The sequence below is a fragment of the Bacillus sp. MAG717A genome (assembly GCF_036884855.1).
Lineage (GTDB): Bacteria > Bacillota > Bacilli > Bacillales > Bacillaceae > Bacillus > Bacillus safensis.
This window is the reverse complement of record NZ_CP145733.1, coordinates 280,515-306,427: the sequence shown is the minus strand read 5'-3', so window position 1 is coordinate 306,427 and position 25,913 is coordinate 280,515. Positions and strand designations below refer to the sequence as shown.

Here is a 25,913-nt window from a genome sequence, read left to right as displayed (position 1 = left end):
AAAGAAAGGGTCAAAGAATGCCGGCTTCAACCAAGAGTACATTCAATGTTTGAGTGAGGATTTGGACGGAGTTCATAATGGATGCATCTGATAATGTAATCGTAATGTTATAACAGTTGATGATTTGAATCACAGTTTTCTTTTGGACTTCCACTTGTTGCACAGCTAAAAGCTGATCTGTGATGTCAGCAGCCAATTCATCGTCTGGTACAAGAATTTGGATTAAAAGAGTAATGATTGTCGTTACGGTCGCTTGAAGGGAGAGTGCAGCTGTTACATCTGTTTTATGAATTGTGACATTTTCGGAATCTTTGATCTCAATGAAATCATCATAATTGCTGATTAATTCGTTTAACAGTTGTGTATATAATATTTCAGCACTTTCTTCAATAGACAATACTTTCACTCCTTTCTTATCTATACATTATTTAATGCAGCAAGGACTCAAGTTGGAATCGGAAAGTGTGAAAAAGTACAACCCAATTTTATTTCCGCTCGATTCATCATGACGGTCTTTTTTCTTGCATATATAAAGAAAGGACGGAAAAAGAAGAAAGAAGGAGGTGGAGGCTTCTGAGCGGTGCTTTGTCATTTGTCGTGTTTGCCCTCGCATCCTTTAGACTGACGAGACTGATTGTGTTTGATACCATTACTGCCCCTTTCCGACGTCTATTTCATGAAGAACAGGAAGAGGTAAATGAACAAGGTGAGGTCGAAACATATATCATCATTAAAGGTGAAGGACTGCGGTCTTGGGTTGGAGAACTGTTAAGCTGTTATTGGTGTACTGGCATGTGGTGCACTGCTGCCTTACTTCTGATATACATACTTTTTCCTGTCATCAGCATGTGGCTTAATTTACTATTAGCGATTGCCGCCGCAGCAGGCATCATTGAAGCGGTCGTCTCGAAGCTTGTGAAATAAACAGGCATTCTGATCAGACACGCTTTCAATAAATGCATATACTATCATGGAACAGGAAAGGAAGGGTTGCGATGAAACCAACTGAAACGCCGTCACATATGCTTCAAGGTTATCCAGCGCAGTCAAATCAACAATCTGTATATACGAAAAAAATCAAGAAAACTGGCTGCGGCTGTGGTAACAAAAAGAAACCTCAATAATAGAAGAGAAAAACAAAAGCCGGATTTATCCGGTTTTTTTGTTGCCCTTTTTTTGAGTGGTGCATATGTAAGAGAGAAGGGGTGACCAGAATGGATGCATTCGAACAATTAATCGGTTCCTTGTTTACTAAACCCCATGATGGGAAAGAACAAGCGCACGAAAAGGCTGAAATGGATCTAACGGATAAAGCGCATGATCTTGAGGAGCACTTAAAAGCATTTGGCGTGAAGATGGAGGCTTTTGCAAAAGAAACAGAAACATTCATGATGCGTCATACAGAGGCAGATTACGTCTTTAAACAGCAGAAATAAAAATTCCGCACTTTTTTATGTGATCGTCCAAACCATTTCTTGCATTTTTCATACTTTGTAAGGGAGAAGAGGAGGTGCTTAAATATGAGTTACGGTTACGGTGGCGGTTCTTGCGGCGGCTACGGTGGTGGCTACGGCGGCGGATATGGATCAACATTTGTTCTTGTTGTCGTGCTTTTCATCCTTCTAATTATCGTTGGTGCTTCTTTCTTTAACTACTAAACAGTAAGAAGGTGAGGGAAGCAAGGGGGAAGCCTTTTGCTTTCCTTTCTCTTTGGTCAAACAAGGTTTTAGGATAGGCACATATCCCGCCTATTTTCATATAGTAAGGTGATTACTCCACAAAGAGGAGGCAAATGAATGGATAATAAATTCTTTAAAAGCGTAGAAAACAAAACCGGTGTGAATATGAATGATGTGTTTAAACTTGCAGGTTCTTTGCAAAATGCCAACTTTAAAGATGAGAATACTGTTCGAGGTGTCATTAAAAAAGTAGCGCAGCTTGCGAACAAACGTGTACCTAAAGAAATGGAAGACAAAATCGTTCAATCGATTACAAGTGGAAAAGAAAAGCTTGATTTCAATACAATTGCTAAAATGATGAATAACAAAAAATAAACAACAGGCTCTCCGTTTAAAGGGGGGCCTGTTGTTTTTGCGCAAATAATTCACGGTTTTTCTTTAGAAGAGGATACAAAAATCGAGAACGATGAGCCGTTTTTCCTCGTCTAAATGAAGGAACAGACAGATAAAGAGATTGTTCAGCTCTTGTCATGGCCACGTATAATAAACGGCGCTCTTCTTCCAGCGCTTCTTCATCACCGTTTCTGAGTTCATCCAGTGAGAAATCATGAGGCAGTGCTCCGTCGACTACACAAGTGATGTATACTGTCTGGAATTCAAGTCCCTTTGCGCGGTGGATCGTCATGAGCTGAACACCAGGTTCATCTGTTTTTTCCTTTTCAGCAGACTTCATATGTTCGGCATGTGCGAGAAAGGCTTCAATCGTTTCAAAGCGTTTGGCAGCTGTTTTCACATCACGTACATCATCTGTCCCTTTTTCAAGTACATTCGTATCGTTCACCCGTTTTTTTAAGTAATCACCGAGTCCCATTTTTTGTTCGATAAATGTCACCGCGTCCGATGGCTTTAATGTTCGTAACGTTCGGAACAAAGGAACGATTGATTGCAGCTTTTTCCGTTGAAACGGCTGTATATCTGTCAGCTTTCCGAGCGCATCTACCATTGAACAATCCTCTGTGATGGTCAGTGCCTTTAGTGTATTCAGCGTTTGCTGCTTTAAAAAGAAAACCGGCAGCAGCTGTTTCATGGCGGCCACATCATCTGCATCCTGACTTAAGGAAAGAAAGGCGAGGAGTACCCGAACAATTCGTCTGCTGTAGAAGGCTTTGACGCCAGCATCCGTTTCATACGGAATGGCCGACTGATGCAGCCGTTCATAAATCGCACGGCCGCCTGTATTCGTTCGAAACAGCACGCAGAAGTCATTCGGATTTGCACCATTTTTAATTTTCTCCTGAATATCTGCGACAATCATCGTCGCTTCCTCTTCTTCATCATATGGATAAAAGAGCGTCGGCGGAATTTTCTCTGCCCGAACGGCTTTTAACGTCTTCTCATAGCGATGCTGATTTTTCTTAATAATCGCATCTGCACTTGCGACAATTGTATGATGAGAGCGGTAATTCGCATGTAAATGGACGATCTGAGCCGAAGGATAATCCTGTTTGAATTCAAGGATGAAAGCAGGATTGCTACCCCTAAATGCGTAAATGGCTTGATCATCATCCCCTACACAAAATAACTGCTCTGATTCTCCGGCTAAAAGCTGAATCAAGCGATATTGCACTGGATTAATATCCTGAAATTCATCCACTAAAATATACTGGAATCGTTCTTGATACCGTTTTAGCAGTTCAGGTTGTTCTGTAAACATATGTAAGCAGGCAATCGCCATATCATCAAAGTCAAATTGCTGATTGTCTCGTTTTTGCTGTTCATATGATTGATAGATCGTCCACATGTGTTTTTCCTTTTCATCCTTCAAATCAGGAAGTTCACCTGGTAAAAAGGCATTTTTCCAATAGCCGATGGATTGCAGCACTTGATCAGTAGGGTAGTCTTTCTCATCAAGCCCTTCATTCATTATAGCTTTTCGAATGTATTGTTCCTTTTGCCAGTCAAACTTGATCAGATGCTGGCCGTTCCATTTATTTGTGTCATCGTGAAGCAGCATTTTATAAAAAAGACTGTGGAAGGTACCAGTCACCACTTGGCTGGCTTGTGAAGGATGAAGCTGGTATTGCTTGCGTAGTCTATCTTTCATCTCATTGCTCGCTTTTGTAGTAAAAGTTACGAGTAAAATATGGTGAGCAGGAATATGATGATGGGACATGAGATAAGCCGCTCTAGCCGTCAGGACTCTTGTTTTTCCGCTACCGGCACCAGCCAGCACAAGCATCGGACCATCTAAATGTGTGACAGCTTGGAGCTGCGGTGTGCTAAAGGTGATATGCGGGAAGAGGTCGATCGTATGAACTTGTTCATTCTCTTCTAAATGTAAGGCGTCGCTAAATTGAATCGACTTTGGTTCCTGCCAGTCATATGATTCGTTAGTTTGCGAGATGATCTGTTTGCCGGTTGGAAAACGGAAGCCGCCAAGTTCTTTATAGGAAGCCTTTTCCTCCTGTTCAGCCGCTTGATTATGATCTGCTTGCTCTTCAGCTTGTTCACAAATCGCTTGCTGAGACATATGTTTATGAATAAAGGCAGGTTCATCATGTATATTTAATCTAAAAAAGACCGGTTGTCCGCAATATGGGCAGAATAATTGTCCTTTTTTTCCCTCGTCATGGAGGAATTGATAATGTTCTCTCGAATACGTATGTAATGAGATCGTTCGATCATGTCGTCGTGCGCATTTCAAAGCTAGTCCTCCAATAGTCAATCAATCTTAAAATGAAACACATCTAATCATATCAAATAAGGCGTGTTTCAAACAGTCATAATTAGGGAATAGTAGAATAGAAGAGAAGCAAAGGAGGCGTTCTTGATGGGATATATAGCCCCGATTCAGCCGGATCTGTATTTTCAATATATCAATCGTCCAGCTCCTCAGGATAAAGAAGACTATGCGAAAGTAACCAAGGTTACTCGCACCTTTCATGACAAGATTTACAGAGAGCTGGAGAAAAAAGAGGACTTAATGACAGAAGCGGAAACGAAAGTACAGCAAAAAAAGCGGGAACGCTTTGTACGAGATATGTTTATGGAGGAAGGCAAGGGCGTTCATATCAATACGTATATATAAATGATTGCGCTTTCTTCCATTGTCGAACGATAATGAAAAAGAAAAAGCCAGGGCATCTTGAATGCTCTGGCTTTTCTTTTGGTCAAACAGACAGTGTTTTTGTCATTTTGACATGTGTGATTCCCGCTTCTTCAAAAGGTTCAGAAACCGCTTTGTAGCCTTTCTTTTCGTAGAACGGAAGAGCATGGACTTGCGCATGCATCACCGCTTCTTTTGCCCCATTTGCAATTGCTTCTGATTCTAGCGCTTCTAATAGCTTGTGGCCAAGGCCGAAGGAGCGCGCCTCTTTTAACACGCAAATTCGTTCAAGCTTTGCCTTTGATCCCTCATCAATGATCCGCAGTCTAGCGGCCGCCTGAGGCTTTTTGTCATCATTGTAAATGACAAAATGGGTGGCTTTGTCCTCTAGTTCATCTATTTCGATCTCTACTGGAACTTCTTGTTCTTTGACGAATACTTCTTTTCGAACGTAATATGCATCTTCTCGTTGTGTTTGTTCTGTTGCGATGACTGTTTTCAAATGTCTTTAACCCTCTTCTCCTAAAATAAATGTTTCATAGACGGTCCAAGATCCGTTTTCTAATTGATATAAAAGGTGGAAGCGATCCACTGTTTCTTCATGGTCAATCTTTCTCAGCTTTAATGTGCCAAGTACGTCTGAATGCTCATCATCTGATAGTTTTTGAGCCACTGTCACATGCGGAACAAAGGCATATTCAGGTGTACCAGCAAGTGGCTCTGTGTACAATCTTTCATTGAGCGCCATGATGTCCTCGTTCGGTTCTACTTTCATATAAATGACGTTGTTTACAGGAGCGAATGAACTGAATTTTTTAATACGTAACGTAATAGGAGAAGCATTTTTTGCATAATCTCTTAACGTTGAGACGACCTCAGCCGCTTCTAGATCCGTTAATTCAAAAGGTGTTCTTAATGTTAAATGAGGCGGTATGAGTGCATAGTTCGGATCATAACGCTTCCGGTAAGAGTTCGCAATATCTTGCAATTTTTTCGATGGAAATATAACAACTCCGTATTTCATCATGTTCCCTCCTGAATAAGAAAGTATTTATTATTGTTTATTATAACAAAATTCAGTTGATTAACGAATATGGGAGCATTCTTTTTAACGAAGGCACAATGAGCGGCTGCCAAAACGTCCATTTATGATCCCCTTCGAATGTCTCAAATAAATAATCTGCTCCAGATTGTTCAAGAAGGGCCTTTAAATCTTCGTTCGGCTGAACAAAATCAAGCACCTGGCCATCTGTTGTTTTTACAGCGGTCTCCTCCAGCCCAATTTGATGGATAATGGCATAATGAGAAAGAGCTGTCGACTGTTTGACGGCTTCTAGAACCGACTCGTCAACGTAAGGGGACTGCAAAATCAGCCCGCCAAATAAAGAAGGATAATCAATGGCTGTCATGAGGGAAATCGTCGCACCCAGTGAATCACCAATAAACGTACGTCCTGAACCAATTTGATAGGTTGGATAGTGTTTATCAATATAAGGAACCAGTTCATTGGCTAAAAAGCGTTTATACGCTTCAAACTTTGTGCCGTCTGGATGATACGTGTTCCGTCTTTCCGTGACATTTTCATAAGGGACGCCAATGATAATCGAGCGTTCCATTTCTTTGTTCTGCATCAATTCTTCTGCCTGTCTGCCTATTTTGCCTAGGCGGAAATAATCATGACCATCCTGGGCAATGATGACATGATATGTATAAAGGGGGGAGTAATTGACTGGCAAATAGATCAAAATGGTCATGTCCGCCCCAAGTTCTTTTGACTGTAAGGTTTCTTCTTGAATGATTCCTGTTTTCTTCACCATAATCCATTCCTCCAGCTAACCAAATTCATCATAAAGTGAAACGTTTCCATTCATTGTAACACGAAAAACAGCGTTGTTCCTATATGCTAACATGCAATCAAACCGTATAACATTGATTCTGTTATAAAATACAGAAAATTTTAATTAATCATGACATTTCCCCTTGAAAAATGAGATTTAATGGGTTACAGTATTAAGAATTAGAACAGACTGACAACACATTCTTATCGTGAGAGGTGGAGGGACTGGCCCTTTGAAACCTCAGCAACCGGTATGCATCACTTCATGTGATGTACCAAGGTGCTAAATCCAGCAAGCAGCTTTTTTGCTTGGAAGATAAGAGGAAGCGATTAAACCCCTTCTTCTTATGAAGAAGGGGTTTTCTGTTTTGAAATCAGATTTTTACTTAGGATGGTGTCAAATGACAGAACATGTGGAAACGAAATTAGCGCAGATTGGAAACCGTAGCGAAGAGGTGACTGGTACGGTCAGTCCTCCCGTTTATTTTTCGACAGCATACAGACATAGAGGTATAGGGGAATCTACAGGATTTGATTACATTCGAACGAAAAACCCAACAAGACAGCTCGTAGAGGATGCAATTGCTTCACTCGAAGAAGGGACGGCCGGTTTTGCCTTCAGTTCGGGAATGGCTGCGATTCAAACGATCATGGCTCTATTTGAAAGCGGAGATGAACTCATCGTCTCATCAGACCTATATGGCGGTACATACCGTTTGTTTGAAAACGAATGGAAAAAGTACGGCTTGCGTTTTCTTTATGATGATTTTTCAGATGAAGACTGTTTACGCTCTAAAATTACGTCAAACACAAAAGCGGTCTTTATTGAAACACCGACAAATCCATTGATGCAGGAAGCAGATATTCAAAAAATAGCGAAGATTGCAAAAGAGCATGGCGCTTTGGTGATTGTCGATAATACCTTTTACACACCAGTCTTGCAAAAGCCGATTACGCTTGGAGCAGACATTGTCATTCATAGCGCAACCAAATATTTAGGCGGACATAATGATGTTCTTGCAGGGCTTGTCGTGACAAAAGGAGAGCAGCTGTCTGAAGACATGTTCCAGCATCAAAACGCGATTGGAGCGGTTCTATCACCATTTGACTCATGGCTTTTAATGAGAGGAATGAAAACACTGGCTCTTAGAATGCGCCAGCACGAGGCAAATGCGAAGGAGCTGGCACAGTTTTTAGAGAAGCAGCCAGAAATTCAAGATGTGCTTTATCCAGGAAAGGGAGGCATGCTGTCATTTCGAGTAGCCAAAGAGGACTGGGTCAATCCATTTTTAAAGCAGCTAAAAACGATTTGTTTTGCTGAAAGCCTTGGCGGAGTCGAAAGCTTCATTACGTATCCTGCAACGCAAACGCACATGGATATCCCAGAAGAAATTCGCATTGCAAACGGTGTATGTAACAAGCTGCTCCGTTTCTCTGTTGGCATCGAGCATGTAGATGACCTGAAAGCAGACTTGAAACAGGCACTATCACAAGTAAAAGAGGAGGTACACGCCAAATGACCACACACGATTGGACACTCGAAACACAACTCGTTCATAATGTATTTAAAACAGACCGTTCAACAGGTGCAGTCAGTGTACCGATTCAGCATGCATCTACCTTTCATCAAAGCAGCTTCGATGAATTTGGCCAATATGACTACTCGAGATCGGGGACTCCGACACGTCAAGCATTAGAGGATACGATTGCAGCGCTAGAAGGAGGAACGAGAGGGCTTGCCTTTGCATCAGGCATGGCAGCCATTTCGACCACTTTTCTTCTCTTATCAAAGGGAGATCACGTTCTTGTCACAAGAGATGTGTATGGCGGGACTTTCCGAATGATCACTCAAGTTCTGTCGAGATTTGGAATTGAGCATACCTTTGTGGATATGACGGATTTGAATGAAGTCAAAAAAGGCATTCAATCAAATACAAAGGTCATTTACATGGAAACACCGTCAAATCCAACACTAGGCATTACAGATATTGAAGGTGTCGTACAGCTTGCGAAAGAGCATGACTGTTTGACTTTCTTAGATAATACGTTTTTAACGCCTGCTCTTCAGCGTCCGCTTGACCTTGGTGTTGATGTTGTTCTGCATAGCGCAACGAAATTTTTAAGCGGCCATAGTGATGTGCTGTCAGGCTTAGCCGTTGTGAAAGATGAGAAGCTGGGAGAGAAACTCTATTCACTGCAAAACTCCTTCGGTGCGGTCCTTGGAGTGCAGGATTGCTGGCTCGTGTTAAGAGGGTTAAAAACCCTTCAGGTTAGATTAGAAAAAGCCAGCCAAACGGCATTTGAACTCGCTACATTCCTCAAAGAACATCCTGCGGTCAAAAAAGTATACTACCCAGGCTTAGATGATCACCCGGGTGCAGATATTCAGCGCAAGCAGGCAAGCGGAGCAGGAGCGGTTCTCTCATTTGAACTAGAAAACCAAGCGGCAGTCAAAGAATTGGTGGATGCCGTCACATTACCTGTATTCGCCGTCAGCCTCGGCGCCGTCGAATCCATTTTGTCCTACCCAGCCAAAATGTCACATGCCGCTATGCCAAAAGAAGAAAGAGAAAAAAGAGGGATTACAGATGGGCTGCTTCGATTAAGTGTAGGAGTCGAAAACGGAGAAGACCTAAAACGCGACTTCAAACAAGCACTCGATCAACTAAAGCCCGTTCTTGTGAACCAATCATAAAGAAGGAGAGAAAAAAGCCGGCACGGCCGCCGGCTTTTTGACCTTTTTTGAACAAAACCATTGACGGCTTATGATGATGGTTATATAATAGAGACTGTCAGTAACAGAAAGCCCAGAACTGATACATAACCCGATTCCGTAGCTCAGCTGGGAGAGCGCTACCTTGACAGGGTAGAGGTCGCTGGTTCGAGCCCAGTCGGAATCATCGTTGAAACCCTTGCATAGCAAGGGTTTTTTGTTTTTTAACAACGAATATTTGTTCTGTTTATTTTGATGGGGCGACGAATTGGGGACGAACTTTATCCTCCAGATTGTTTCTCAGTTGGCAGGAGGTTTTTGACTGATTGCCTAACGATCTTCTCGGTTTTACCTGTTTTTCTTTTCAGGTCATCAATTGTCGGGTTCTTACGGAAGCGACTCATATTATAAATAATTCGATAAATCTTTCTCTCGAGATCAGACATACAATCACCACCAAAAATAGTTTAACAGAATATAAGTTCGTAAGGGAGTCTTGTTCAATGACACTAGGAGGAAAAAACTTTGAAATCTTTTTGGGAAATAGACGAGGAAGGTTACTATACGTTAAAAAAGATCACTGCAGAAGAAGTAGCTAAGGCTGAAAAGAAACTAGGAGTCACTTTGCCAGATACATATAAAAAGCTCATATTTCAACAGAATGGCGGTTATATAGTGCATAATGCTTTTCCAACCACTCACTCTAATTCTTGGGCTGAGGATCACATTCAATTTAATCACCTGCTGGGAATTGCAGAAGATGAGGGGATTATGGATAGTGCCTATTTAATAAAAGAGTGGGAGCTGCCAGAAGGGCTTGTTTTGATTAACGGGGATGGCCATATTTGGGTAGCGATGGATTATCGAAAAACGAAAGAGAATCCTGCAATTCATTATTTTGATGTTGAGATGGAAGAAGACTTTAAATTAGCAGATTCCTTTGATGAATTCATTGAGGGGCTTTATACAGTTGAGTGCACTATTGATGAGGAAGTAGCAGAAGGTGAATATGAACTTTCTGAAGTTCATTTAAGTAAAGAAGAACTTGAAGCCATATTTGAATTGGACGTCCTTGATGAAGATAATTTGTATAAAATTCAATATTACCCAATGGTTGAATTGGGTGAAATAGATTGGTTTTTTAAAAAGATGCAATATCATATTGAAAAAACAAAAGATGAAGATGATCTTTATGAAGTAGCTTCTACGATTAACAACGTTCTTTTATTGAATCCAAATATGCCAATCAACGATAAAATTAATAAAAGTCTAAATCAAATTGCTAAATTTTTAGAAAAAAATAAAGATCCACTTATAGTAAATCAAGGAGAACAAATAGCTATGCGAACAAGTTTCCTTTAATAAGCTTTGAGCATGCAAAGACAGGCAATAATAGTGGAAGATCTATCTGGGGTAATATGAAATAGAATGAATATCATTATGCCGTCCAAATGGACGGCTTTTTGTTAACTGTAAATACAACACCTCAAAACGTATAGACAAGATAGATAGGGGCTATTCATTCCTATAGTATTCATTAGATTAGAAGTTCTCTATCCGCTCCATTGCCCTTCATAGTCAATACTTTGAATTATGTATACAAAAAGAATTTAATTACTTCGATTTTTCTCTCCCCAATCACATAACTGTTCTAAAATTGGTAAAAGTGTTTCTGCCTTATTTGTAAGACTGTATTCCACTTTGGGGGGGACTTGTGGATATTCCTTTCGTATAATCATCCCATCTGCCTCTAAATCTTTAAGTTGTGTACTCAATGTTTTAAAGGTAATCGTTCCAAGTCTCCTTTTCATATCATTAAAGCGAACGGGTTGATTTTCCGAAAGGAGATACAGAATTAGCATTTTCCATTTGCCTCCTATAACTGATAAAGTATATCCAAAAGGTGTCTCTTGGATATTACCCGTTTTTCTATAATCGGCCATACTCATATTGACACTATCCTTTCTGGTAGTAACTATCTAAATAGTGCGTACTTTTTTTCTCTCTATATTCATTTTATACTTACTTTACTTTGAAATAAAGGAGAGAAAACGATGACTAATATTAAAACCTACAATCACAATCTATGGGATCACGGTATTACCCAAGGATATAGCGTTAAAGGAACAATCTACATTTCAGGTCAATTTTCATACGATAAAAATGGTATGTTCGTTGGTAAGGAGAATATTGAAGCTCAGACTCTGCAAACATTTGAGAACCTTGATCGGGTATTGGTGGAATTGGGAGCTACGAAAAACAACATTGCATATGTGGAAATTTTTCTTACAAATCCACAAGAACACTCAGAAACGGTCATAGATCTATTCAAGGAATACTTAGGTCAACACAGACCAGCTGGCAGTCTCATTGGTGTGACATATCTGGCTTTCCCAGAGCAATTGATTGAAGTCAAGGCTATCGCACACACTGATTAAATATGTTATCAGATTAATTTGACCAATTCTCTCTACAAGGGAAAGAGTAGAATCTTTATCTGGTTTATTATCTTATAATTTAAGCAGAATTGCTCAAGGTGTAACCAATAAAAGGGCAGAGGATGAACAGCGCTATTAAAGCATATGTGGGAAAAATTGAACTACAAAGTTATGTGCAGATAAAGGCTTCTCATAAGATAATTTAAATTAAAAACAGACCTTTAGGGGTCTGTTTTTTATGGGGACGGATTGGGGACGAACCCTTTCAGTTTTCTTCAGAAATGCACATTTTTTATCAGAAAGGCTCATCATAGAATCTTATTAATTCAGTCTTTTTAAGAGAACATCTGGTTGCTTCTGATAAGGGCATTCACCTTGACAGGATAGAGGTCGCTGGTTCGAGCCCAGTCGGAATCATCGTTGAAACCCTTGCCTAGTGTTCTGCAGTGTTAAATTCTAATTTGTTTGTGACATGACTATAAATACCTGAGGTTGTTTTAGCACTAGCATGTCCTGCTCTTTTTTGAATAGATGTACCCCACCTGTTTGGGATGGGGTATCTGCATCAATACATTCAATATTTGTCTGGTGTAATTTAAATAAATAAAGTTCGTTTATCTTAATATTTAATAATGGTTCTTCCTAAATGTTGGCCATTTTTAATGGCTTCAATTTTTTCAGGTAACGTATCGAGCGTAATCTCATTGACTAGAGTCGTTTGGGAGATATTCCATTCGTTTGCTATCTCGTTCCAAATTACTTTACGTTTATTGATTGGTACATTTACAGAATCGATCCCTAGAAGGTTGATCCCTCTTAGAATAAAAGGTAACACAGTTGTTGTTAATTTAATTCCACCTGCATTCCCGCACATGCTCATGCTTCCACCATAAGAAATTTGAGGAATGATCACAGAAGCCACATCTCCTCCTACGGTATCTAAGACGAAGTCAAATTTTTGCTTGTTTAATGGTTTTTTTAGCTCTCCTAATTCGTTTGCAAAAATGATATCAGCTGCTCCTAAAGATTTTGCTATATCAACTTGATTATCTTTACGCACTAAAGCAAAAATATTGTTGTACCCAATTTTAGATAATAATTGTATAGCAATGCTACCAACTCCACCAGTTGACCCTGTAACGAGTATATTAGGTTGATTTTTCGTACTCATACCATTTTCCTGTAAAGCCATGATAGAAAGAGCTGCGGTAAAGCCTGCTGTTCCAAAAATCATTGCTTCTTTTAAAGTCAAGTTATTTGGCAAAGGAACAATCCAATCCGCAGGTACTCTAGCATATTCAGAAAAACCTCCAGTGTGGCTCATGCCCATAGCGAAACCTGTGACAATCACTTGTTGACCCTCTACGAAACGATGATCTGTTGTATGAACGATAGTCCCACTTAGATCAATTCCAGGAATCATTGGATAGTTACGAATAACACCTCCATTTTTTTGAACAGCCAGCATATCTTTATAATTGATTGAAGAATATGCTACTTTAATTAATACTTCTCCTTCAGATAAATCATTAACACTTACATTTTGAAGATCATAACTAACTTGATCATTTTTTTCTGTAACTAGAATCGCTTTAAATGAATCCATTGTGTATATTCCTCTCTAAAAATATATTACAACAAAATATTTCTGGTCCAAAAGTATTTCAATTAAAAAACTACCATGATATTATAGGTGAAGTCAATGTGGGGGAGATAAAATGGAATTATCAGAGTGCATAAATTTTTTACTAAGTGTTAGTCAAAATAAAGTGTTCAAGTACTTTAGTAAACTTTTAGAGGAAAGTGATTTGACACCCGCTCAATATGGTGTGTTGAACTGTCTATGGAGAGAGGGCCAGCTATCTCCTAAACAAATTGGAGAACTTGTATATTTAGAAGCCTCAACCGTTTCTGGAATATTAGATAAAATGCAAAAAGCTGACTTAATTGAACGCACAATAGATCCAAACAATCGAAGAAATATTTTAGTAGAGGCTACTCAAAAATCTTTAGACATTAGAGATCAAGTTGAAGCAGCAACAATTGAGCTGAACAAGACAGCGCTACAAAACTTGTCAAATGATGATAAGGTTGTACTAAAGAAAGCATTAAGTACCATTATAAATAATTTTCAATGATGTACTTTTATAAAAAACTGAGAGATAGAGGAATCTCAAAACATATAGGCAAAATGAAAACAGACCATGTAGGGTCTGTTTTTTTATGAGGAATTATTTGAGGACCATCAGAAAAAGTATTGATGGAAGAAATCCTTTTTCATACTGATCACACATCTTTTAATAGTATAAGCATATCCAGTTAAAGAGGTTACTTACAAAATATTTAGAATTTTTTGTAAGAATCCTCCTAAATGTAATACGGTCTTTAAATATTTTCATTTATAATTCTCTATTTGTCTATACTTTTCATATCGCTGTTGTAAAAGCTCTTCCGAGGATAATGGTATCAATTTTTTTAGAGATGATTCGATCACAGATTTAATCATTTGTGCCTGTGATTTTATATCATTTTGTGCTCCACCTTTCATTTCAGGGATGATTTCATCAATCATTCCTAACTGTTTTAAATCTTTTGCTGAAATTTTCATATGTTCAGCAGCTTCTGGAGCATACTTAGCGTCCTTCCATAGGATAGATGCTGCTCCTTCTGGCGAAATTACCGAGTACCATGAATACTCTAACATATGGATATGGTTACCGACACTAATGCCAAGAGCTCCACCACTTGATGCCTCTCCAATTACAATACAAACAATTGGCACTTTAAGCGTAGCCATTTCAAATAGATTTCGAGCTATTGCTTCATAAATTCCACGTTCTTCAGACCCTTTCCCTGGATAGGCGCCTATTGTATCAATAAATGTAATAATAGGGCGATTAAATTTATCAGCTTGTTTCATCAGTCTTAGCGCTTTTCTATATCCTTCTGGATGAGCCATTCCAAAATTTCTTTCTATATTTTCCTTTGTACTTCTACCTCTTTGATGACCAATAACCGTAACGGGCATTCCTTTAAATTTTGCAATACCACCTATCATTGCTTTATCATCACCATATAATCGATCACCATGAAGTTCGAAAAAGTTTGTAAACAATAAAGGTATATAATCCAATGTCGTGGGCCGGTTACGTAGCCTTGCAATTTGAACTCGTTGAAAAGCTGTAAGATTAGAATAAATTTCATCTTGCATTTTATTTAAACGTTTTTCTAATAAATGAATTTCTGACGATAAATCTACATTATTTTCTTTCATCATTTTCTTTAATTCATCAAATTTCTCTTTTAGTTCAATAATAGGACGTTCAAAATCCAAACTCATTTTATCCTCCAAAGGTTATGATTTACCTCACTCTAATCAAAAGACTTAGAAATAGAATCAATAAATAATTCAAAACCATCCACAACTATTTTTTGTTCTGATTCTGATAAATTATTGAGGATACGTTGATAAAATGTAAGGGATTGTTCTCTTAAGCGATTAACAGTAATGTGACCCTTTTCTGTGAGGTGCAGAAAAAGTTCTCTTCTATTTTTTTCATTTACTTCACGATAAACAAGCCCCATTTTTACTAACTTATCTACCAACCTACTTACAGTTGAAGTCTCTAATCTAAGTTTATTGGATAGTTGCCAAACAGTTAATTTTTCCATCTCTAGTTCCTCTAACGCCATCATTTGAGAAGTTGGTAGAGGTTTTTCAAATGGTCCATTCGGCAAATTTTGAGATTCAAAAACCCCAGTTAATATAATCATTTTCTTAATATCTGTTCTTAGTTTTAAGGCATCTTCTCTTTTCAAAAAGGTCAACCTCCTACAATTCATGCATCATACATCAATTGTATTATACATCAATATGGTTTTTTCACAAGCTTAACATAAGCCAATGTGACAACATGGACGAGGTATTTTTTCTTGTTAAATGTGTCTAATTTGTGAAATTAACAATTTCCACAAACTAAAATATATGGAATTTCAGTCTATAGTAGGTAACATAATACTCATTGTTATGGCGGGTATCTAGTCTCGTAAAAGTGACAAGACTAATCATTTTGAACGAATAGAAGGAGGTTTCATAATTATTGCCATAACTGATGTTACATACGGTAGTAAAGTTTGAGAGCCAAAAGGTGCTCTGCGTTACTACTATACACATGCCTTAGAAATCGAAAATTCTAAGGAAGAGCTTTCATCTAAATGGACTTTACAGATAAGCTCTCTAAAAAAAATTACACGGAGGTAATAGGAAATGAGAATTAACCACAATATCGCAGCACTTAACACATTAAACCGTTTATCAGCAAACAACGGTGCGAGCCAAAAGAACATGGAGAAACTTTCTTCTGGTCTTAAAATCAACCGTGCAGGAGATGACGCAGCAGGTCTTGCAATCTCTGAAAAAATGCGTGGACAAATCCGAGGATTAGAAATGGCGTCTAAAAACGCACAAGACGGTATCTCTCTTATCCAAACAGCTGAAGGTGCATTGACTGAAACTCACTCCATCCTTCAACGTGTTCGTGAACTAGTCGTTCAAGCTGGAAATACTGGTACACAGCAAGGTGAAGACTTAGCTGCAATTAAAGATGAGATCACAGCGCTTGTTGAAGAGGTCGATGGTATTTCTAATCGTACTGAGTTTAACGGAAAAAAATTATTAAATGGTACGTTTAATGGAGTAGGCACACCTGGCACACCAGCAACTCCGCCGACAGATCCAGATGATCCAAGTACAGGTACACCTGCAGTCCCAGCAACTCCTGGTGATGCTTTAGTATTCCAAATTGGTGCAAATGCTACACAACAAATTAAAGTCAATATTCAAGATATGAGCGCTGCTGCTTTAGGCGTTACAGACAACAATGGTGCAGTTGAGACAGGTAAATCTGTGAAAGACATCGATGTTTCTAAATTTGAAACAATCGCAGCTGATGACGATGGTGGATTTGATGATCAGTTAGCAATCGTTGATGGAGCTATTAAGCAAGTTTCTGCACAACGTTCTAAACTTGGTGCAGTTCAAAACCGTCTAGAGCATACAATCAACAACCTTGGTGCTTCTGGTGAAAACTTAACGGCTGCTGAGTCTCGTATTCGTGATGTTGACATGGCAAAAGAAATGAGTGAATTCACTAAGAACAACATTCTTTCTCAAGCTTCTCAAGCTATGCTTGCACAAGCGAATCAACAGCCACAAAACGTACTTCAATTATTACGTTAATAAATCAAAAGCCCCTTTATATAGGGGCTTTTTTGTTAGTCTTTATTCGGTTCGATGCCTCATTTTATTGATCGTTCTAAAAGATACTTCAACGCCAATAAATACGACAAAGAATATTACTATCCAACTGACCAAATATTCGAGAGTGGCTTTTGTATTTCTCAGTGTTGGTTATTATCTTGTTTTTAACAAACAGGGAGCTACATAAAGCAGCTCCCTGACAAGTAATCAATCTTTCTTTTTTTTGTAGTCTTTTATTAAGCTTGAAACAGTTAAACCCATTACACCAAAAGCTACTACATAAAATAAAATATTTGTTACAGGTGTATCAATTTTTCCTAAAATCAACACAATAGCGATAATAGCGGCGGGTAAAGTAATTAACAAACCTTTGGATGCCTTATTTTCCTGTGTCACTAACCAAGCACCTCCTTGTTGTTTTCCATTTAGGTGTGTTTTAGTTCATTTTAAAAAACGAACAACATGATGGTTTTAGCAACCCACCATGCTGCATTTTCACTTCCAGTCACTTTAAGAGCGCCTAAGTAAATACCATGTCCCAAGAGCGCCTGTATAGTGTTCGAGAGTGATTAGAATGGTTTCTAACCCTGTTACCCGCCTATCATTACTTTCAGTTTAGTTGGTAATTGGTCATAAGCTCCTTTTATTGCTTTTATAGCCGAAGTGAATTTACCGTGTAAAGTAGCTTCTCCGTATGTTTTTGACTGAGCTTCTTTTATTACTTTTTTGAACTTTACTGTTTCTTCTTCATTGAGTTTCCAATACTGTGCAATCTCATCTATTGTAGGCTCTTTTGATTGTTCAACAGATGAATAAGAAAAGGACTGTTCTTTTTCGAGAGCTTTAGTAGCATTTGCTTCTGCAAAAAGTGACAATATAAAAACAGAAATTCCTGCAACCGTTGATAAGATTAAACCTTTAGGAGAACTTAGTTTTTCCATAATAAACTCCTACTTTTGAATATATTTTAGACATTAGGCTTTCAAGGAATGTAAGGCTTATTTAGTAATGCAATATTTTGTTTTAGCTGTTAGAAATATTCCTCCTACTCTAATGAATGTTATCATTTGTAAATAAAAGAAGTAAATGGGTTATTTGTTATAAGGTTTGAACGGTACAATATGTATGCATATTGATGAAAAACATGATTAACAAAGAATCAACAAAGATTTAGAATAAAGAGGTAACATTTTTAGTTCTTAAAAAACGAAGGAATACCGGAGGATAAAAAGCTTCTGTAGTAACGGTAGAAGTGAATTAGAGGGTGTCACTGGTAATGACAGAATTCTATACCTCTACCTTGACTGGGTAGAGGTGACGGTTCGATCCAGCTTAATTAGAGACCATCGTAAAGAACTCTTCTCTGTTAAAGATTAAAGAAGCAAAAAGTAAAAAATATAAAACTATTTTATTTCCTCATCCATCACTTTCTTATATTTTTCAAATTCAGAATCCTTCATTTCTCCGTTCATTTGAAGCAGGAAGTTTCCTTTTGAAAATGTGTGAGAGAAGAACATAGAGCCAGCATTGCCCAACTCATCATAATAAGATTTGGCTTGGTTAAGGTCAGTTTCATTTCCAAATTTAAAAATCCTTCCACCTGCATTTTCTCCTAAAGAAGGAATGAGAATCCTTTTTCCTTCTTTTCTTATATTTCCAAACTCTTTTTGTTCAAGATCAGTTGGTTTTTCTGCTTCAAGTCCAGCACTTTTAAAAGCTTCAATCACGTTGTCTGTTGTGAGCTGTTTTTTAGTAGATGCTGCACTGCTACAAGCTGTTAGCAATAATAAACATGTAAAAAATAATACAAAATATTTCTTCATAGTAGATCCTCCCGATTGATAGATGCATAAGGATCTTACACTAAGTAATTACTTTTTACTATCATTTCGACAAAAGTAGACAAATATGAAAAATAAAGGAAGAATAAAATGATAACGTTCAGGTGAATACACATTTGATAAAATAATTAGCGAGGGGGAGAAAAATATGAAGTCATTTTTACTAATTGGACAATCAAATATGGCGGGGCGCGGCTTCAAACATGAAGTGCCTCCGATTTATAATGAAAGAATTATGATGCTGCGAAATGGTAGATGGCAAATGATGACTGAGCCCATTCATTTTGATAGGCCGGTAGCTGGCGTAGGACTAGCGGCTTCCTTTGCGGAGGCTTGGTGTAAGGATCATGAAGGAGAGAAGATTGGCCTTATTCCTTGTGCAGAGGGTGGAAGTTCCATTGATGAGTGGTCACAGGATGGAGCATTATTTCGTCATGCTATAAGTGAAGCTAAATTTGCAAAAGAAAATAGCGAATTGGTCGGGATATTATGGCATCAAGGAGAAAGCGACAGCCAAGATGGGAAATACAAAGAATACTATGAAAAAATAATAAGATTATTTCATGAACTAAGAACTGAATTATCTGTACCTAACATTCCGCTTGTAATAGGAGGCTTGGGCGATTTCTTGGGAAAAACAGCATTTGGCGCAGGGTGTGTGGAATATCAACTGATGAATGAAGAACTAAAAAAATATGTACATCATCATGAAAATTGTTATTATGTTACTGCCAAAGGCCTTGCACCTAACCCAGACGGAATTCACATCAATGCGATGTCTCAGAGAATATTTGGTATAAGATATTATGAAGCATTTCGAAAAAAAGAACATATACATGAACCATTACCAAATGAATATGAGTTAGTGAATGAATGTCATAATAGAATGAATACCTCAGCGGAGAAAACATATATAGCACTAGAAAAATTCACGTTGGGCAAGATGACTTACGAAGAGTTGCTGAAGGTTTTATCGTAGGCTAAGTGATAGACTGAAATATAATATATCTCTTGAAAGGATGATTGTGGTGGTGAAAACAGATAAAGTCTCCTCCTGAATACAGTAAATCACATTCAGGAGGAGATAAAAAATGTTTAATAAAATAGATGGAAATTATCCGAGAAAAGAGCACTTTCATCATTATATGAAGGTAACCCGATGCTCATATAGCCTAGTTATCGATTTAGATATCACGAAATTGCATTCAATATTAAAAGAAAAAAAGCTAAAAGTATATCCTGTGCAAATTTATTTGTTAGCAAGAGCTGTGCAAAAAATACCGGATTTTCGGATGGATCTAGTGAACGATGAACTTGGTCACTGGGATCTTCTCCATCCTAGTTATACGATTCTAAATAAAGAAACAAAAACATTTTCAAGTATTTGGACGCCTTATGACGAAAATTTTGCTCGGTTTTATAAAAGCTGTGTAGCTGACATTGAAGCTTATAGCGAAAGTAACAAACTATTTCCGAAACCTCATATGCCAAAAAATATGTTCAATATTTCAAGCCTGCCTTGGATTGATTTTACTTCTTTTAACCTTAATGTATCTACAGATGAAACTTATTTGCTGCCGATATTTACGTTAGGAAAATTTAAGGTGGAAGAAGGAAAAATCATCTTGCCAGTCGCCATTCAAGTACATCATGCTGTTTGTGACGGCTTTCATGTCGGTCAATATGTGGAATATTTGAGGTGGCTGATAGAACATTGTGAAGAGTGGTTAAACGAGTCATTGTATACTTAATTTTCAAAAGGTGAAAAAGGCAGACTTTTGCAGAGTCTGCTTTTTCTGTCGTGAGAAGAAATGTGTAAAATCACGTTATGTTACTCAACTGTTCTTTTTGCGGTTTCTTTTCGGTGATTTGTAAACTCATGCATGTGATAATAAATGTAATATAAGGGAAATTAGTGGAAGGGGAATAAGGGATGGAGAAAGTTCTTTCTTCACATGTTGGTGTGAAAATAAATGAATGGTATAAAATGATTCGGCAATTCAGCGTTCCAGATGCAGAAATTTTGAAAGCGGAAGTTGAATGGGAAATAGATAGGATGGAAGAAGATCAGGATCTTCTTATCTATTATCAATTAATGTGTTTTCGACATCAACTTATGCTTGATTATATAAAACCTTCATTCGATCAATCAATTTCCGCGCTAGTCGATAAAATAGAGAATTCTAACCATCAACTGTCTGGAATGTTGCAATACTATAATGCCTTTTTTAGAGGTATGCATGAATTCAGTAAGAAAGAGTATGTACAAGCCATTCAATATTATAAGATTGCTGAGAGGCAGCTGGCGCTTGTTGTAGATGAAATTGAACAAGCAGAATTCCATTTTAAAGTTGCTGAAGCATATTACATCATGAAACAAACCCATGTTTCTATGCATCATATTATAAAAGCCCTAGAGATTTATGATCGTTATGATCTTTATAAGGTGAGAAAAATTCAAAGTCTATTTGTGATCGCAGGAAATTATGATGATTTTAAACGATATGAGAAGTCGCTCCCCCACTTACATAAAGCACTAGATCTAGCTGAAGAAATAAATGATCAAAGATTAATCGCTAAAACTTATTTGAATCTTGGAAATACGTATGACAGGCAACAGGATTATATTAAAGCTGCTTCCTTCTATAAAAAAGGGTTGGATAAGATGACTGAAAACAATGAAGATATTAAACCAAGATTATTTTTTAGTTTAAGTTGGACTTTGTTTAAAAGTGATAAAACAAAAGAAGCACTTGAATATATCGCTAAAGGAATAAAAAGTGCAACAGCAGAAAACAATCTGTTTTATAAAACATTGCTCAATTCATTAAAGACAATTTATGTAGATGAAGGTATTGAAAATATACGAAAAATGTTTAAAGGGTTAGAGGAAAAGAAGTTGTATCCTTATATTGAAGAGTTTGCTTTAAGTCTTGCAAATCTTTATGAAAAAAGGAATGATTCGGAGAGGGTAGCAGATTATTATAGAACTGCCATAGAAGCTCAAACCGAAATCCAAAAAGGGGAGTGTTTATATGAATATTAAAATGAAGATATTGATTAGCGCCACTTTATTGGTAGGTGCTGCTTGCCTAGGTTCTTTTAATTACTCACAAGAATCAACTGATCGAAATACCACTGTATTTCCTCAAAAAACCGATCGAAACACGACGATGATCGATCCAAATTCAACATTTGAAAACTAATAGGCAAAACTAAACAGACCTTGAGGGTCTGTTTTTTTTAAATGGGGACAGATTGGGGACGAACCCTTTCAGTTTTTAATCAGAAATTCACTTGCACATTATAGAACCTTATTAAATCAGTCTTTTTCAGAAAACGTCCGTTTGCTTCGGATGAGGTCATTCACCTTGATAGGGTAGAGGTCGCTGGTTGGAATCATCTTTGAAACTCTTACGTAGCAGGGTTTTTTTGTTTTTCTGTCAACGAATGTTCTGTTTCTTTTTATTGGCGACAAACTTTTATCTACTAAAATTGTTTTGAGTGTTTTTAGGAAGAGCTAGATATCACTTATTAAAAAACAAGTAACCATAAACACTAGAAAGTGCTCTAGGTCTTGTTTTTGTGTCTTTAATCCTATTTCATGAGCTCGCCGGAAATGTAGACATGTTTATCAGCTTAATCGATAAGCAAAAAGCCTTTCATGAAGGTGTTTCTGGGACACTTGATGATACGAGCTTTGGTGGCGATACCTTTGTAGAAGAACACTTTTTAGACAACGCAGTACATATGGGCATTAAAAATGCCAAAAGCATTGTAAAGGATCAAAAAAAGGCACTCAAAACGATTTTTCAAGACATTGATGATCTCATTTCACTAGAGGTATTTGATAGCCAAAACTTTGACGAAAAAATAGAAGATGCGGAAGATGAACGAAAAAAGACAGTCAAAGATCTAAGAGAGCTTGATCAAAATTTAAAAGATGAATATGCTTTGTCAGAGACGGAGCAGCAAGCTACAATGGCATTGTACGCTGAAATGATGAATGCGACAAATGACGGAAAAGCGATTTCGCCTATGAATTTTGACAAAAAAGCGTATCAAAATAGCGAAATCTACAAGGCAAAAAGTGATATTGAAAAGCAAACTTCTGAATATCTGAAAATCAAAAAAGAACAAGAAGAAGCCCGCGAGATCGCAAAGGAACAAGAAGCCCTCGCCAACCGTCCTTGGTATGAAAAAAGCGCTCGATTACGGTGGAAATATCGTCAATGAACTGACTGGTGTGAACGATGCAAAACGTGCCGCAACAGGTGTTGATCCAATCACAGGTGAGGAACTCACCGCAGGCCAGCGAGTCGCGGCAGGAGGCATGGCAGCAGCAGGCTACATCCCAATCGTCGGCTGGGCAGGCCGCATTTTCAAAGGCGGAAAAGCTGTCTATAAAACCACCCAAGCCACATCAGCTGCAGTCAGAGCAGTCGACATCTACAAGACATCACAAAAATCCTTTGACGCCCTGAAAACATCTCAAAAAGGCTTATATGGCCTCACCGCCACCAACGGCTTCAGCGAGGCAATCACAGGCCGCGATATGTTTGGAAACAAGATCTCAAAAGAACAGCAGGAAGCGAGTATGAATGTGGCGTTGGGGATGCTTTTGCCGTTTGGTACGAAAGGGTTTCATGGGAAGATGGGGGTAAACCCTCAAAGTCCAGAAGGATTTAATCGAAAAAGGGCATTGCGGCATGCAAAAGATTTAGGTGGGATACCTAGATCGCAACAGCCTACTTGTCAATGGCAAGTAGGAGATAATGTTTTTAAGAAGGGGCAAGAACATAGTAATTATGAGTACAGTTCTAACCATACTCATCATGGGCGATACTATGAATTTGATACCCCAAAAGGAAAAAGAGTTATAGTACAACATACTAATGACGGAAAATTACACACTCATGCAGGGAAACCAAAAGAGGGTGCCAATCCATTTAATTATGATTTTAAAAAAGAAAGATATTCAAATATTTATGGACCAAATGGTGATCATCATATCTATTACAATGAATAGCGGGGCATGAAAATATGGTATATCAAAATGAAAAAATACAGAAGAAAATAGCTTTAATGAATGCTAAGAAGAAAATAAATCAATTAGCGTATCTTGAAGTAATTGATTATGAAGATGATTCTTCTCAATGGCTGAAATTATGTGAAGCAGTACTAAAGCAATTTCGTCAAATAAACTCCACGCCTTCCGACATTTTAACAATTACAGACAGTGAATCTGTTATGGCTTGGTTAAAAAATTCTTTAGATTTTCTGAAAGAGAAAAAAGAATGGTTTATTTTGGTAGTGAATGACCCTTTTCCTGTTTGGGCTAATGTAAAAGCACTCGATTTTGATAAGGCAATTGAAGAGATTTGGCTATTTTCAGAGAATCACAACGTAATTGTAGCGGATAAAGTAACAGGTAAAATCGCTCAAATATATTCAGAAGAAAAACATTTTGAACTTCATATTGGAGAATGCCAAATTTAAATTAAAGTTGATATTAGATGTGGGATAGTATGAAGGATGATAAAATGAATGAGAGTTACAGTTATTTAGAAGAGTTAGAAGATTTTTTAGGTGGCACATTTCATCAGGATATCAATTCACCAGAAGAAGCGATAGATGAGTTTATTCATGAAGCTAGCAAAGAATGTCTGCTGTCTACTATAAAGGATTGTCAGGAATTTTTGAATAGTACTTTAACAATACAGGAAAAAGAAAGCTTTATTGAAAATAATGCAGAAATCTACTTTCCGGCGATCTCATTAAACCCTTTACAGTGGTTTAATAAAATAATAGAGGAAATGAAAGAAGCAGTGAAAATGAAGTAACAAAATGAACCTTGATTGGCTAATGCCTTTCAAGGTTTTTTGGGTCAATTGGTCATCAAATCGAGAAAAAGGGGATCTTTTTTCTATGCGGATCATCGTATGATTTAGATAAACAAAACGAACGTGAATATTTTGTCCAGAAGGAATAACATGCGGATGCTGGCATTGAGCACTTGAAGTGCCTGGTACTTGGCTGGCACTCCAGCCAGATCTTTTTTATATCTACTGATAAATTCTTTATTGGAGGAAGGAATTGAAGGGGTTTGTAATTTGAAGTTTTAAAATGGTAAATGAGTAGTTGGTCAATGATATACTGATCTCAATTAGAAAATAGGAGGTCCCCACTTTGAAACCATTTTGGGAGAAAGAAGAAGAGAGTCCTTTCACTTTAGAAAAGATAGATGAGGAACAAATTCGTGAAGCAGAGGGGACACTTGGTGTCACTTTACCTGCTACATACAAAAAGCTCATTTTAGATTGGAACGGTGGTTTTACAGTGCGTAATGCTTTTCCAACCGAAAAGCCGAATTCATGGGCAGATGATCATGTTCAATTTGACCATCTAAGAGGAATCGCCAAAGGTAATGGAATTATGACTAGCCCTCAGTTAAGTGATGAATTGGAGCTGCCGGAGGGGCTTGTGATCATCAGCGGAGAAGAAGATACATGGATCGCAATGGATTATCGACAAACGAAGGAACATCCTCCTATTCACTATTTTGATTTAGAGATGGGAGTCGATTTTAAACTGGCGGATACTTTCGATGATTTTATTGAGCAGTTATATACAGCTGAAGATGCGATGATCGAGGTTGTAGAGATTGATGAGGTATCTTCGGATTTGTATGTCAGTAAAGAAGAGCTTGAACAAATATTTGAGAGACAAGACCTTCGTCAGCAGAACCTCTTTAAAATGGCACATTATCCAATGGAAGACATTGAAGAGATTGAATGGTTTTTCGATCGCATGAAACAAAGCATCAAACATATAAAAGATCAGAATGTTTTGTATGAGGCGGCCACGACGGTTCACTCCATTCTTTTGTTAAATCCAGATATGCCGAGGAATGACCGTATCAATCAAGAGCTGAAAGAAATAGCGGAGTTTCTAGAAAATAGTGGTGAGTCTAATACCGCTTTTTTGGGAGAAGACATTCATCCAGTGAAAAAACGATAGTGAAAGAATAAAAGCCCCT

32 protein-coding genes, 1 tRNA gene, 1 pseudogene and 1 riboswitch are annotated in these 25,913 nt (G+C 37.8%); of the genes and pseudogenes, 21 read left to right on the top strand and 13 right to left on the bottom strand.

The genetic code is table 11. From position 1 onward, the window contains the following. Positions 1 to 10 precede the first annotated feature (10 nt). The gene (locus tag V6Z54_RS01665; protein WP_224426357.1) at positions 11 to 406 is read right to left on the bottom strand and encodes a spore coat protein; all 396 of its coding nucleotides are present in this window, start codon (positions 404 to 406) and stop codon (positions 11 to 13) included. Positions 407 to 573: 167 nt separating this feature from the next. Here V6Z54_RS01665 and V6Z54_RS01660 point away from each other — a divergent pair, with 167 nt between their 5' ends. The 5 genes from V6Z54_RS01660 (at position 574) to V6Z54_RS01640 (ending at position 2,054) form a co-directional block, all read left to right on the top strand. Continuing rightward, a complete protein-coding gene (locus V6Z54_RS01660) occupies positions 574 to 924 on the top strand; it encodes a DUF1360 domain-containing protein (protein WP_039177852.1) in 351 nt (116 codons plus the stop codon). Positions 925 to 995: 71 nt separating this feature from the next. Continuing rightward, entirely contained in the window at positions 996 to 1,124 is a 129-nt protein-coding gene (locus V6Z54_RS01655; protein ID WP_254967544.1) for a hypothetical protein, read from the top strand. A gap of 90 nt (positions 1,125 to 1,214) precedes the next feature. After that, positions 1,215 to 1,436 carry a hypothetical protein gene (locus V6Z54_RS01650; RefSeq protein WP_073979835.1) on the top strand — a complete coding sequence of 74 codons (222 nt, stop codon included), beginning with the start codon at positions 1,215 to 1,217 and terminating at the stop codon, positions 1,434 to 1,436. Between the two features lie 84 nt (positions 1,437 to 1,520). Next, positions 1,521 to 1,658 (top strand): YjcZ family sporulation protein, encoded by a 138-nt coding sequence (locus tag V6Z54_RS01645; protein ID WP_024426457.1) that lies wholly within the window; start codon positions 1,521 to 1,523, stop codon positions 1,656 to 1,658. Between the two features lie 138 nt (positions 1,659 to 1,796). Next, the gene (locus V6Z54_RS01640) at positions 1,797 to 2,054 is read left to right on the top strand and encodes a stage VI sporulation protein F (protein ID WP_008348417.1); all 258 of its coding nucleotides are present in this window, start codon (positions 1,797 to 1,799) and stop codon (positions 2,052 to 2,054) included. Between the two features lie 16 nt (positions 2,055 to 2,070). Here the strand turns inward: V6Z54_RS01640 and V6Z54_RS01635 are convergent, their stop codons facing one another. Continuing rightward, complete coding sequence (locus V6Z54_RS01635; protein WP_338527635.1) at positions 2,071 to 4,383, bottom strand: ATP-dependent helicase; 2,313 nt, start codon at positions 4,381 to 4,383, stop codon at positions 2,071 to 2,073. 126 nt (positions 4,384 to 4,509) lie between these two features. On the opposite strand from V6Z54_RS01635, the gene V6Z54_RS01630 reads away from it, so the two are divergent. Then, complete coding sequence (locus V6Z54_RS01630) at positions 4,510 to 4,767, top strand: hypothetical protein (RefSeq protein ID WP_073979833.1); 258 nt, start codon at positions 4,510 to 4,512, stop codon at positions 4,765 to 4,767. An 82-nt stretch (positions 4,768 to 4,849) separates the two neighbouring features. Here the strand turns inward: V6Z54_RS01630 and V6Z54_RS01625 are convergent, their stop codons facing one another. Genes V6Z54_RS01625 through V6Z54_RS01615 form a run of 3 tightly spaced genes read right to left on the bottom strand, consistent with a single transcriptional unit; the run spans position 4,850 to position 6,602 of the window. Continuing rightward, positions 4,850 to 5,287 (bottom strand): GNAT family N-acetyltransferase, encoded by a 438-nt coding sequence (locus V6Z54_RS01625; protein ID WP_338527634.1) that lies wholly within the window; start codon positions 5,285 to 5,287, stop codon positions 4,850 to 4,852. Between the two features lie 6 nt (positions 5,288 to 5,293). After that, positions 5,294 to 5,809 carry a YjcG family protein gene (locus V6Z54_RS01620; protein WP_338527633.1) on the bottom strand — a complete coding sequence of 172 codons (516 nt, stop codon included), beginning with the start codon at positions 5,807 to 5,809 and terminating at the stop codon, positions 5,294 to 5,296. A gap of 52 nt (positions 5,810 to 5,861) precedes the next feature. Then, positions 5,862 to 6,602 carry an esterase family protein gene (locus V6Z54_RS01615; RefSeq protein WP_073979831.1) on the bottom strand — a complete coding sequence of 247 codons (741 nt, stop codon included), beginning with the start codon at positions 6,600 to 6,602 and terminating at the stop codon, positions 5,862 to 5,864. Between the two features lie 221 nt (positions 6,603 to 6,823). Continuing rightward, a riboswitch (SAM riboswitch) is annotated at positions 6,824 to 6,945 on the top strand. A 78-nt stretch (positions 6,946 to 7,023) separates the two neighbouring features. Between V6Z54_RS01615 and V6Z54_RS01610 the strand changes: the two genes are divergently transcribed. The 3 genes from V6Z54_RS01610 to V6Z54_RS01600 all read left to right on the top strand — a co-directional run bounded on the left by V6Z54_RS01610 (position 7,024) and on the right by V6Z54_RS01600 (position 9,522). Further along, positions 7,024 to 8,142 (top strand): methionine biosynthesis PLP-dependent protein, encoded by a 1,119-nt coding sequence (locus V6Z54_RS01610; protein WP_305961096.1) that lies wholly within the window; start codon positions 7,024 to 7,026, stop codon positions 8,140 to 8,142. Then, positions 8,139 to 9,317, top strand: a complete 1,179-nt coding sequence (metC, locus tag V6Z54_RS01605) for a cystathionine beta-lyase (RefSeq protein WP_338527632.1) — start codon at positions 8,139 to 8,141, stop codon at positions 9,315 to 9,317. Before V6Z54_RS01610 ends, metC begins: the two co-directional genes overlap by 4 nt. 132 nt (positions 9,318 to 9,449) lie before the next feature. Continuing rightward, positions 9,450 to 9,522, top strand: a tRNA-Val gene (locus V6Z54_RS01600). 94 nt (positions 9,523 to 9,616) lie between these two features. Here the strand turns inward: V6Z54_RS01600 and V6Z54_RS01595 are convergent. After that, on the bottom strand, positions 9,617 to 9,781 hold the full coding sequence (locus V6Z54_RS01595; RefSeq protein ID WP_175297157.1) for a hypothetical protein: 165 nt from the start codon (positions 9,779 to 9,781) through the stop codon (positions 9,617 to 9,619). Between the two features lie 79 nt (positions 9,782 to 9,860). Between V6Z54_RS01595 and V6Z54_RS01590 the strand changes: the two genes are divergently transcribed. After that, complete coding sequence (locus V6Z54_RS01590) at positions 9,861 to 10,697, top strand: SMI1/KNR4 family protein (protein ID WP_338527631.1); 837 nt, start codon at positions 9,861 to 9,863, stop codon at positions 10,695 to 10,697. 248 nt (positions 10,698 to 10,945) lie between these two features. On the opposite strand, the gene V6Z54_RS01585 is transcribed toward V6Z54_RS01590, so the two are convergent. Continuing rightward, complete coding sequence (locus tag V6Z54_RS01585) at positions 10,946 to 11,284, bottom strand: helix-turn-helix domain-containing protein (RefSeq protein WP_338527630.1); 339 nt, start codon at positions 11,282 to 11,284, stop codon at positions 10,946 to 10,948. A gap of 105 nt (positions 11,285 to 11,389) precedes the next feature. On the opposite strand from V6Z54_RS01585, the gene V6Z54_RS01580 reads away from it, so the two are divergent. Further along, complete coding sequence (locus V6Z54_RS01580) at positions 11,390 to 11,773, top strand: RidA family protein (protein ID WP_041117191.1); 384 nt, start codon at positions 11,390 to 11,392, stop codon at positions 11,771 to 11,773. A gap of 619 nt (positions 11,774 to 12,392) precedes the next feature. Here V6Z54_RS01580 and V6Z54_RS01575 read toward each other — a convergent pair. Next, positions 12,393 to 13,379, bottom strand: coding sequence for a YhdH/YhfP family quinone oxidoreductase (locus V6Z54_RS01575; protein ID WP_338527629.1), 987 nt, complete (start codon positions 13,377 to 13,379; stop codon positions 12,393 to 12,395). A 112-nt stretch (positions 13,380 to 13,491) separates the two neighbouring features. Between V6Z54_RS01575 and V6Z54_RS01570 the strand changes: the two genes are divergently transcribed. Then, positions 13,492 to 13,911, top strand: coding sequence for a MarR family transcriptional regulator (locus V6Z54_RS01570; RefSeq protein WP_041089896.1), 420 nt, complete (start codon positions 13,492 to 13,494; stop codon positions 13,909 to 13,911). 257 nt (positions 13,912 to 14,168) lie between these two features. On the opposite strand, the gene V6Z54_RS01565 is transcribed toward V6Z54_RS01570, so the two are convergent. After that, positions 14,169 to 15,113, bottom strand: coding sequence for an acetyl-CoA carboxylase carboxyltransferase subunit alpha (locus V6Z54_RS01565; RefSeq protein WP_269103908.1), 945 nt, complete (start codon positions 15,111 to 15,113; stop codon positions 14,169 to 14,171). Positions 15,114 to 15,145: 32 nt separating this feature from the next. Beyond that, complete coding sequence (locus tag V6Z54_RS01560; protein ID WP_039177872.1) at positions 15,146 to 15,592, bottom strand: MarR family transcriptional regulator; 447 nt, start codon at positions 15,590 to 15,592, stop codon at positions 15,146 to 15,148. Positions 15,593 to 16,040: 448 nt separating this feature from the next. On the opposite strand from V6Z54_RS01560, the gene hag reads away from it, so the two are divergent. Next, entirely contained in the window at positions 16,041 to 17,012 is a 972-nt protein-coding gene (gene hag, locus V6Z54_RS01555) for a flagellin Hag (RefSeq protein ID WP_338527628.1), read from the top strand. Between the two features lie 228 nt (positions 17,013 to 17,240). Here the strand turns inward: hag and V6Z54_RS01550 are convergent, their stop codons facing one another. The 3 genes from V6Z54_RS01550 to V6Z54_RS01540 all read right to left on the bottom strand — a co-directional run bounded on the left by V6Z54_RS01550 (position 17,241) and on the right by V6Z54_RS01540 (position 18,856). After that, positions 17,241 to 17,429, bottom strand: coding sequence for a hypothetical protein (locus tag V6Z54_RS01550; protein WP_059377832.1), 189 nt, complete (start codon positions 17,427 to 17,429; stop codon positions 17,241 to 17,243). Positions 17,430 to 17,623: 194 nt separating this feature from the next. Beyond that, positions 17,624 to 17,974, bottom strand: coding sequence for a hypothetical protein (locus V6Z54_RS01545; RefSeq protein WP_338527627.1), 351 nt, complete (start codon positions 17,972 to 17,974; stop codon positions 17,624 to 17,626). 462 nt (positions 17,975 to 18,436) lie between these two features. Beyond that, the gene (locus V6Z54_RS01540) at positions 18,437 to 18,856 is read right to left on the bottom strand and encodes a stress protein (protein WP_305960374.1); all 420 of its coding nucleotides are present in this window, start codon (positions 18,854 to 18,856) and stop codon (positions 18,437 to 18,439) included. Between the two features lie 166 nt (positions 18,857 to 19,022). Here V6Z54_RS01540 and V6Z54_RS01535 point away from each other — a divergent pair, with 166 nt between their 5' ends. The 8 genes and pseudogenes from V6Z54_RS01535 (at position 19,023) to V6Z54_RS01500 (ending at position 25,894) form a co-directional block, all read left to right on the top strand. Then, positions 19,023 to 19,853: a sialate O-acetylesterase gene (locus V6Z54_RS01535; protein ID WP_075611267.1), complete on the top strand. Its 831-nt coding sequence runs from the start codon at positions 19,023 to 19,025 to the stop codon at positions 19,851 to 19,853. Positions 19,854 to 19,965: 112 nt separating this feature from the next. Further along, positions 19,966 to 20,625, top strand: coding sequence for a type A chloramphenicol O-acetyltransferase (catA, locus tag V6Z54_RS01530; protein WP_338527626.1), 660 nt, complete (start codon positions 19,966 to 19,968; stop codon positions 20,623 to 20,625). A gap of 182 nt (positions 20,626 to 20,807) precedes the next feature. Continuing rightward, positions 20,808 to 21,920: a Rap family tetratricopeptide repeat protein gene (locus V6Z54_RS01525; RefSeq protein WP_197203151.1), complete on the top strand. Its 1,113-nt coding sequence runs from the start codon at positions 20,808 to 20,810 to the stop codon at positions 21,918 to 21,920. Further along, the gene (locus V6Z54_RS01520) at positions 21,910 to 22,080 is read left to right on the top strand and encodes a RapH phosphatase inhibitor (protein ID WP_101677288.1); all 171 of its coding nucleotides are present in this window, start codon (positions 21,910 to 21,912) and stop codon (positions 22,078 to 22,080) included. Before V6Z54_RS01525 ends, V6Z54_RS01520 begins: the two co-directional genes overlap by 11 nt. Positions 22,081 to 22,480: 400 nt before the next feature. Further along, positions 22,481 to 23,903: pseudogene (locus V6Z54_RS01515) on the top strand (T7SS effector LXG polymorphic toxin); the annotation flags it as partial. Between the two features lie 14 nt (positions 23,904 to 23,917). Next, entirely contained in the window at positions 23,918 to 24,373 is a 456-nt protein-coding gene (locus V6Z54_RS01510; protein ID WP_080772247.1) for a hypothetical protein, read from the top strand. Positions 24,374 to 24,417: 44 nt separating this feature from the next. Next, complete coding sequence (locus tag V6Z54_RS01505) at positions 24,418 to 24,717, top strand: contact-dependent growth inhibition system immunity protein (protein ID WP_041085223.1); 300 nt, start codon at positions 24,418 to 24,420, stop codon at positions 24,715 to 24,717. 346 nt (positions 24,718 to 25,063) lie between these two features. Then, on the top strand, positions 25,064 to 25,894 hold the full coding sequence (locus V6Z54_RS01500) for an SMI1/KNR4 family protein (protein ID WP_073980050.1): 831 nt from the start codon (positions 25,064 to 25,066) through the stop codon (positions 25,892 to 25,894). The last annotated feature ends 19 nt before the right edge of the window (positions 25,895 to 25,913 follow it).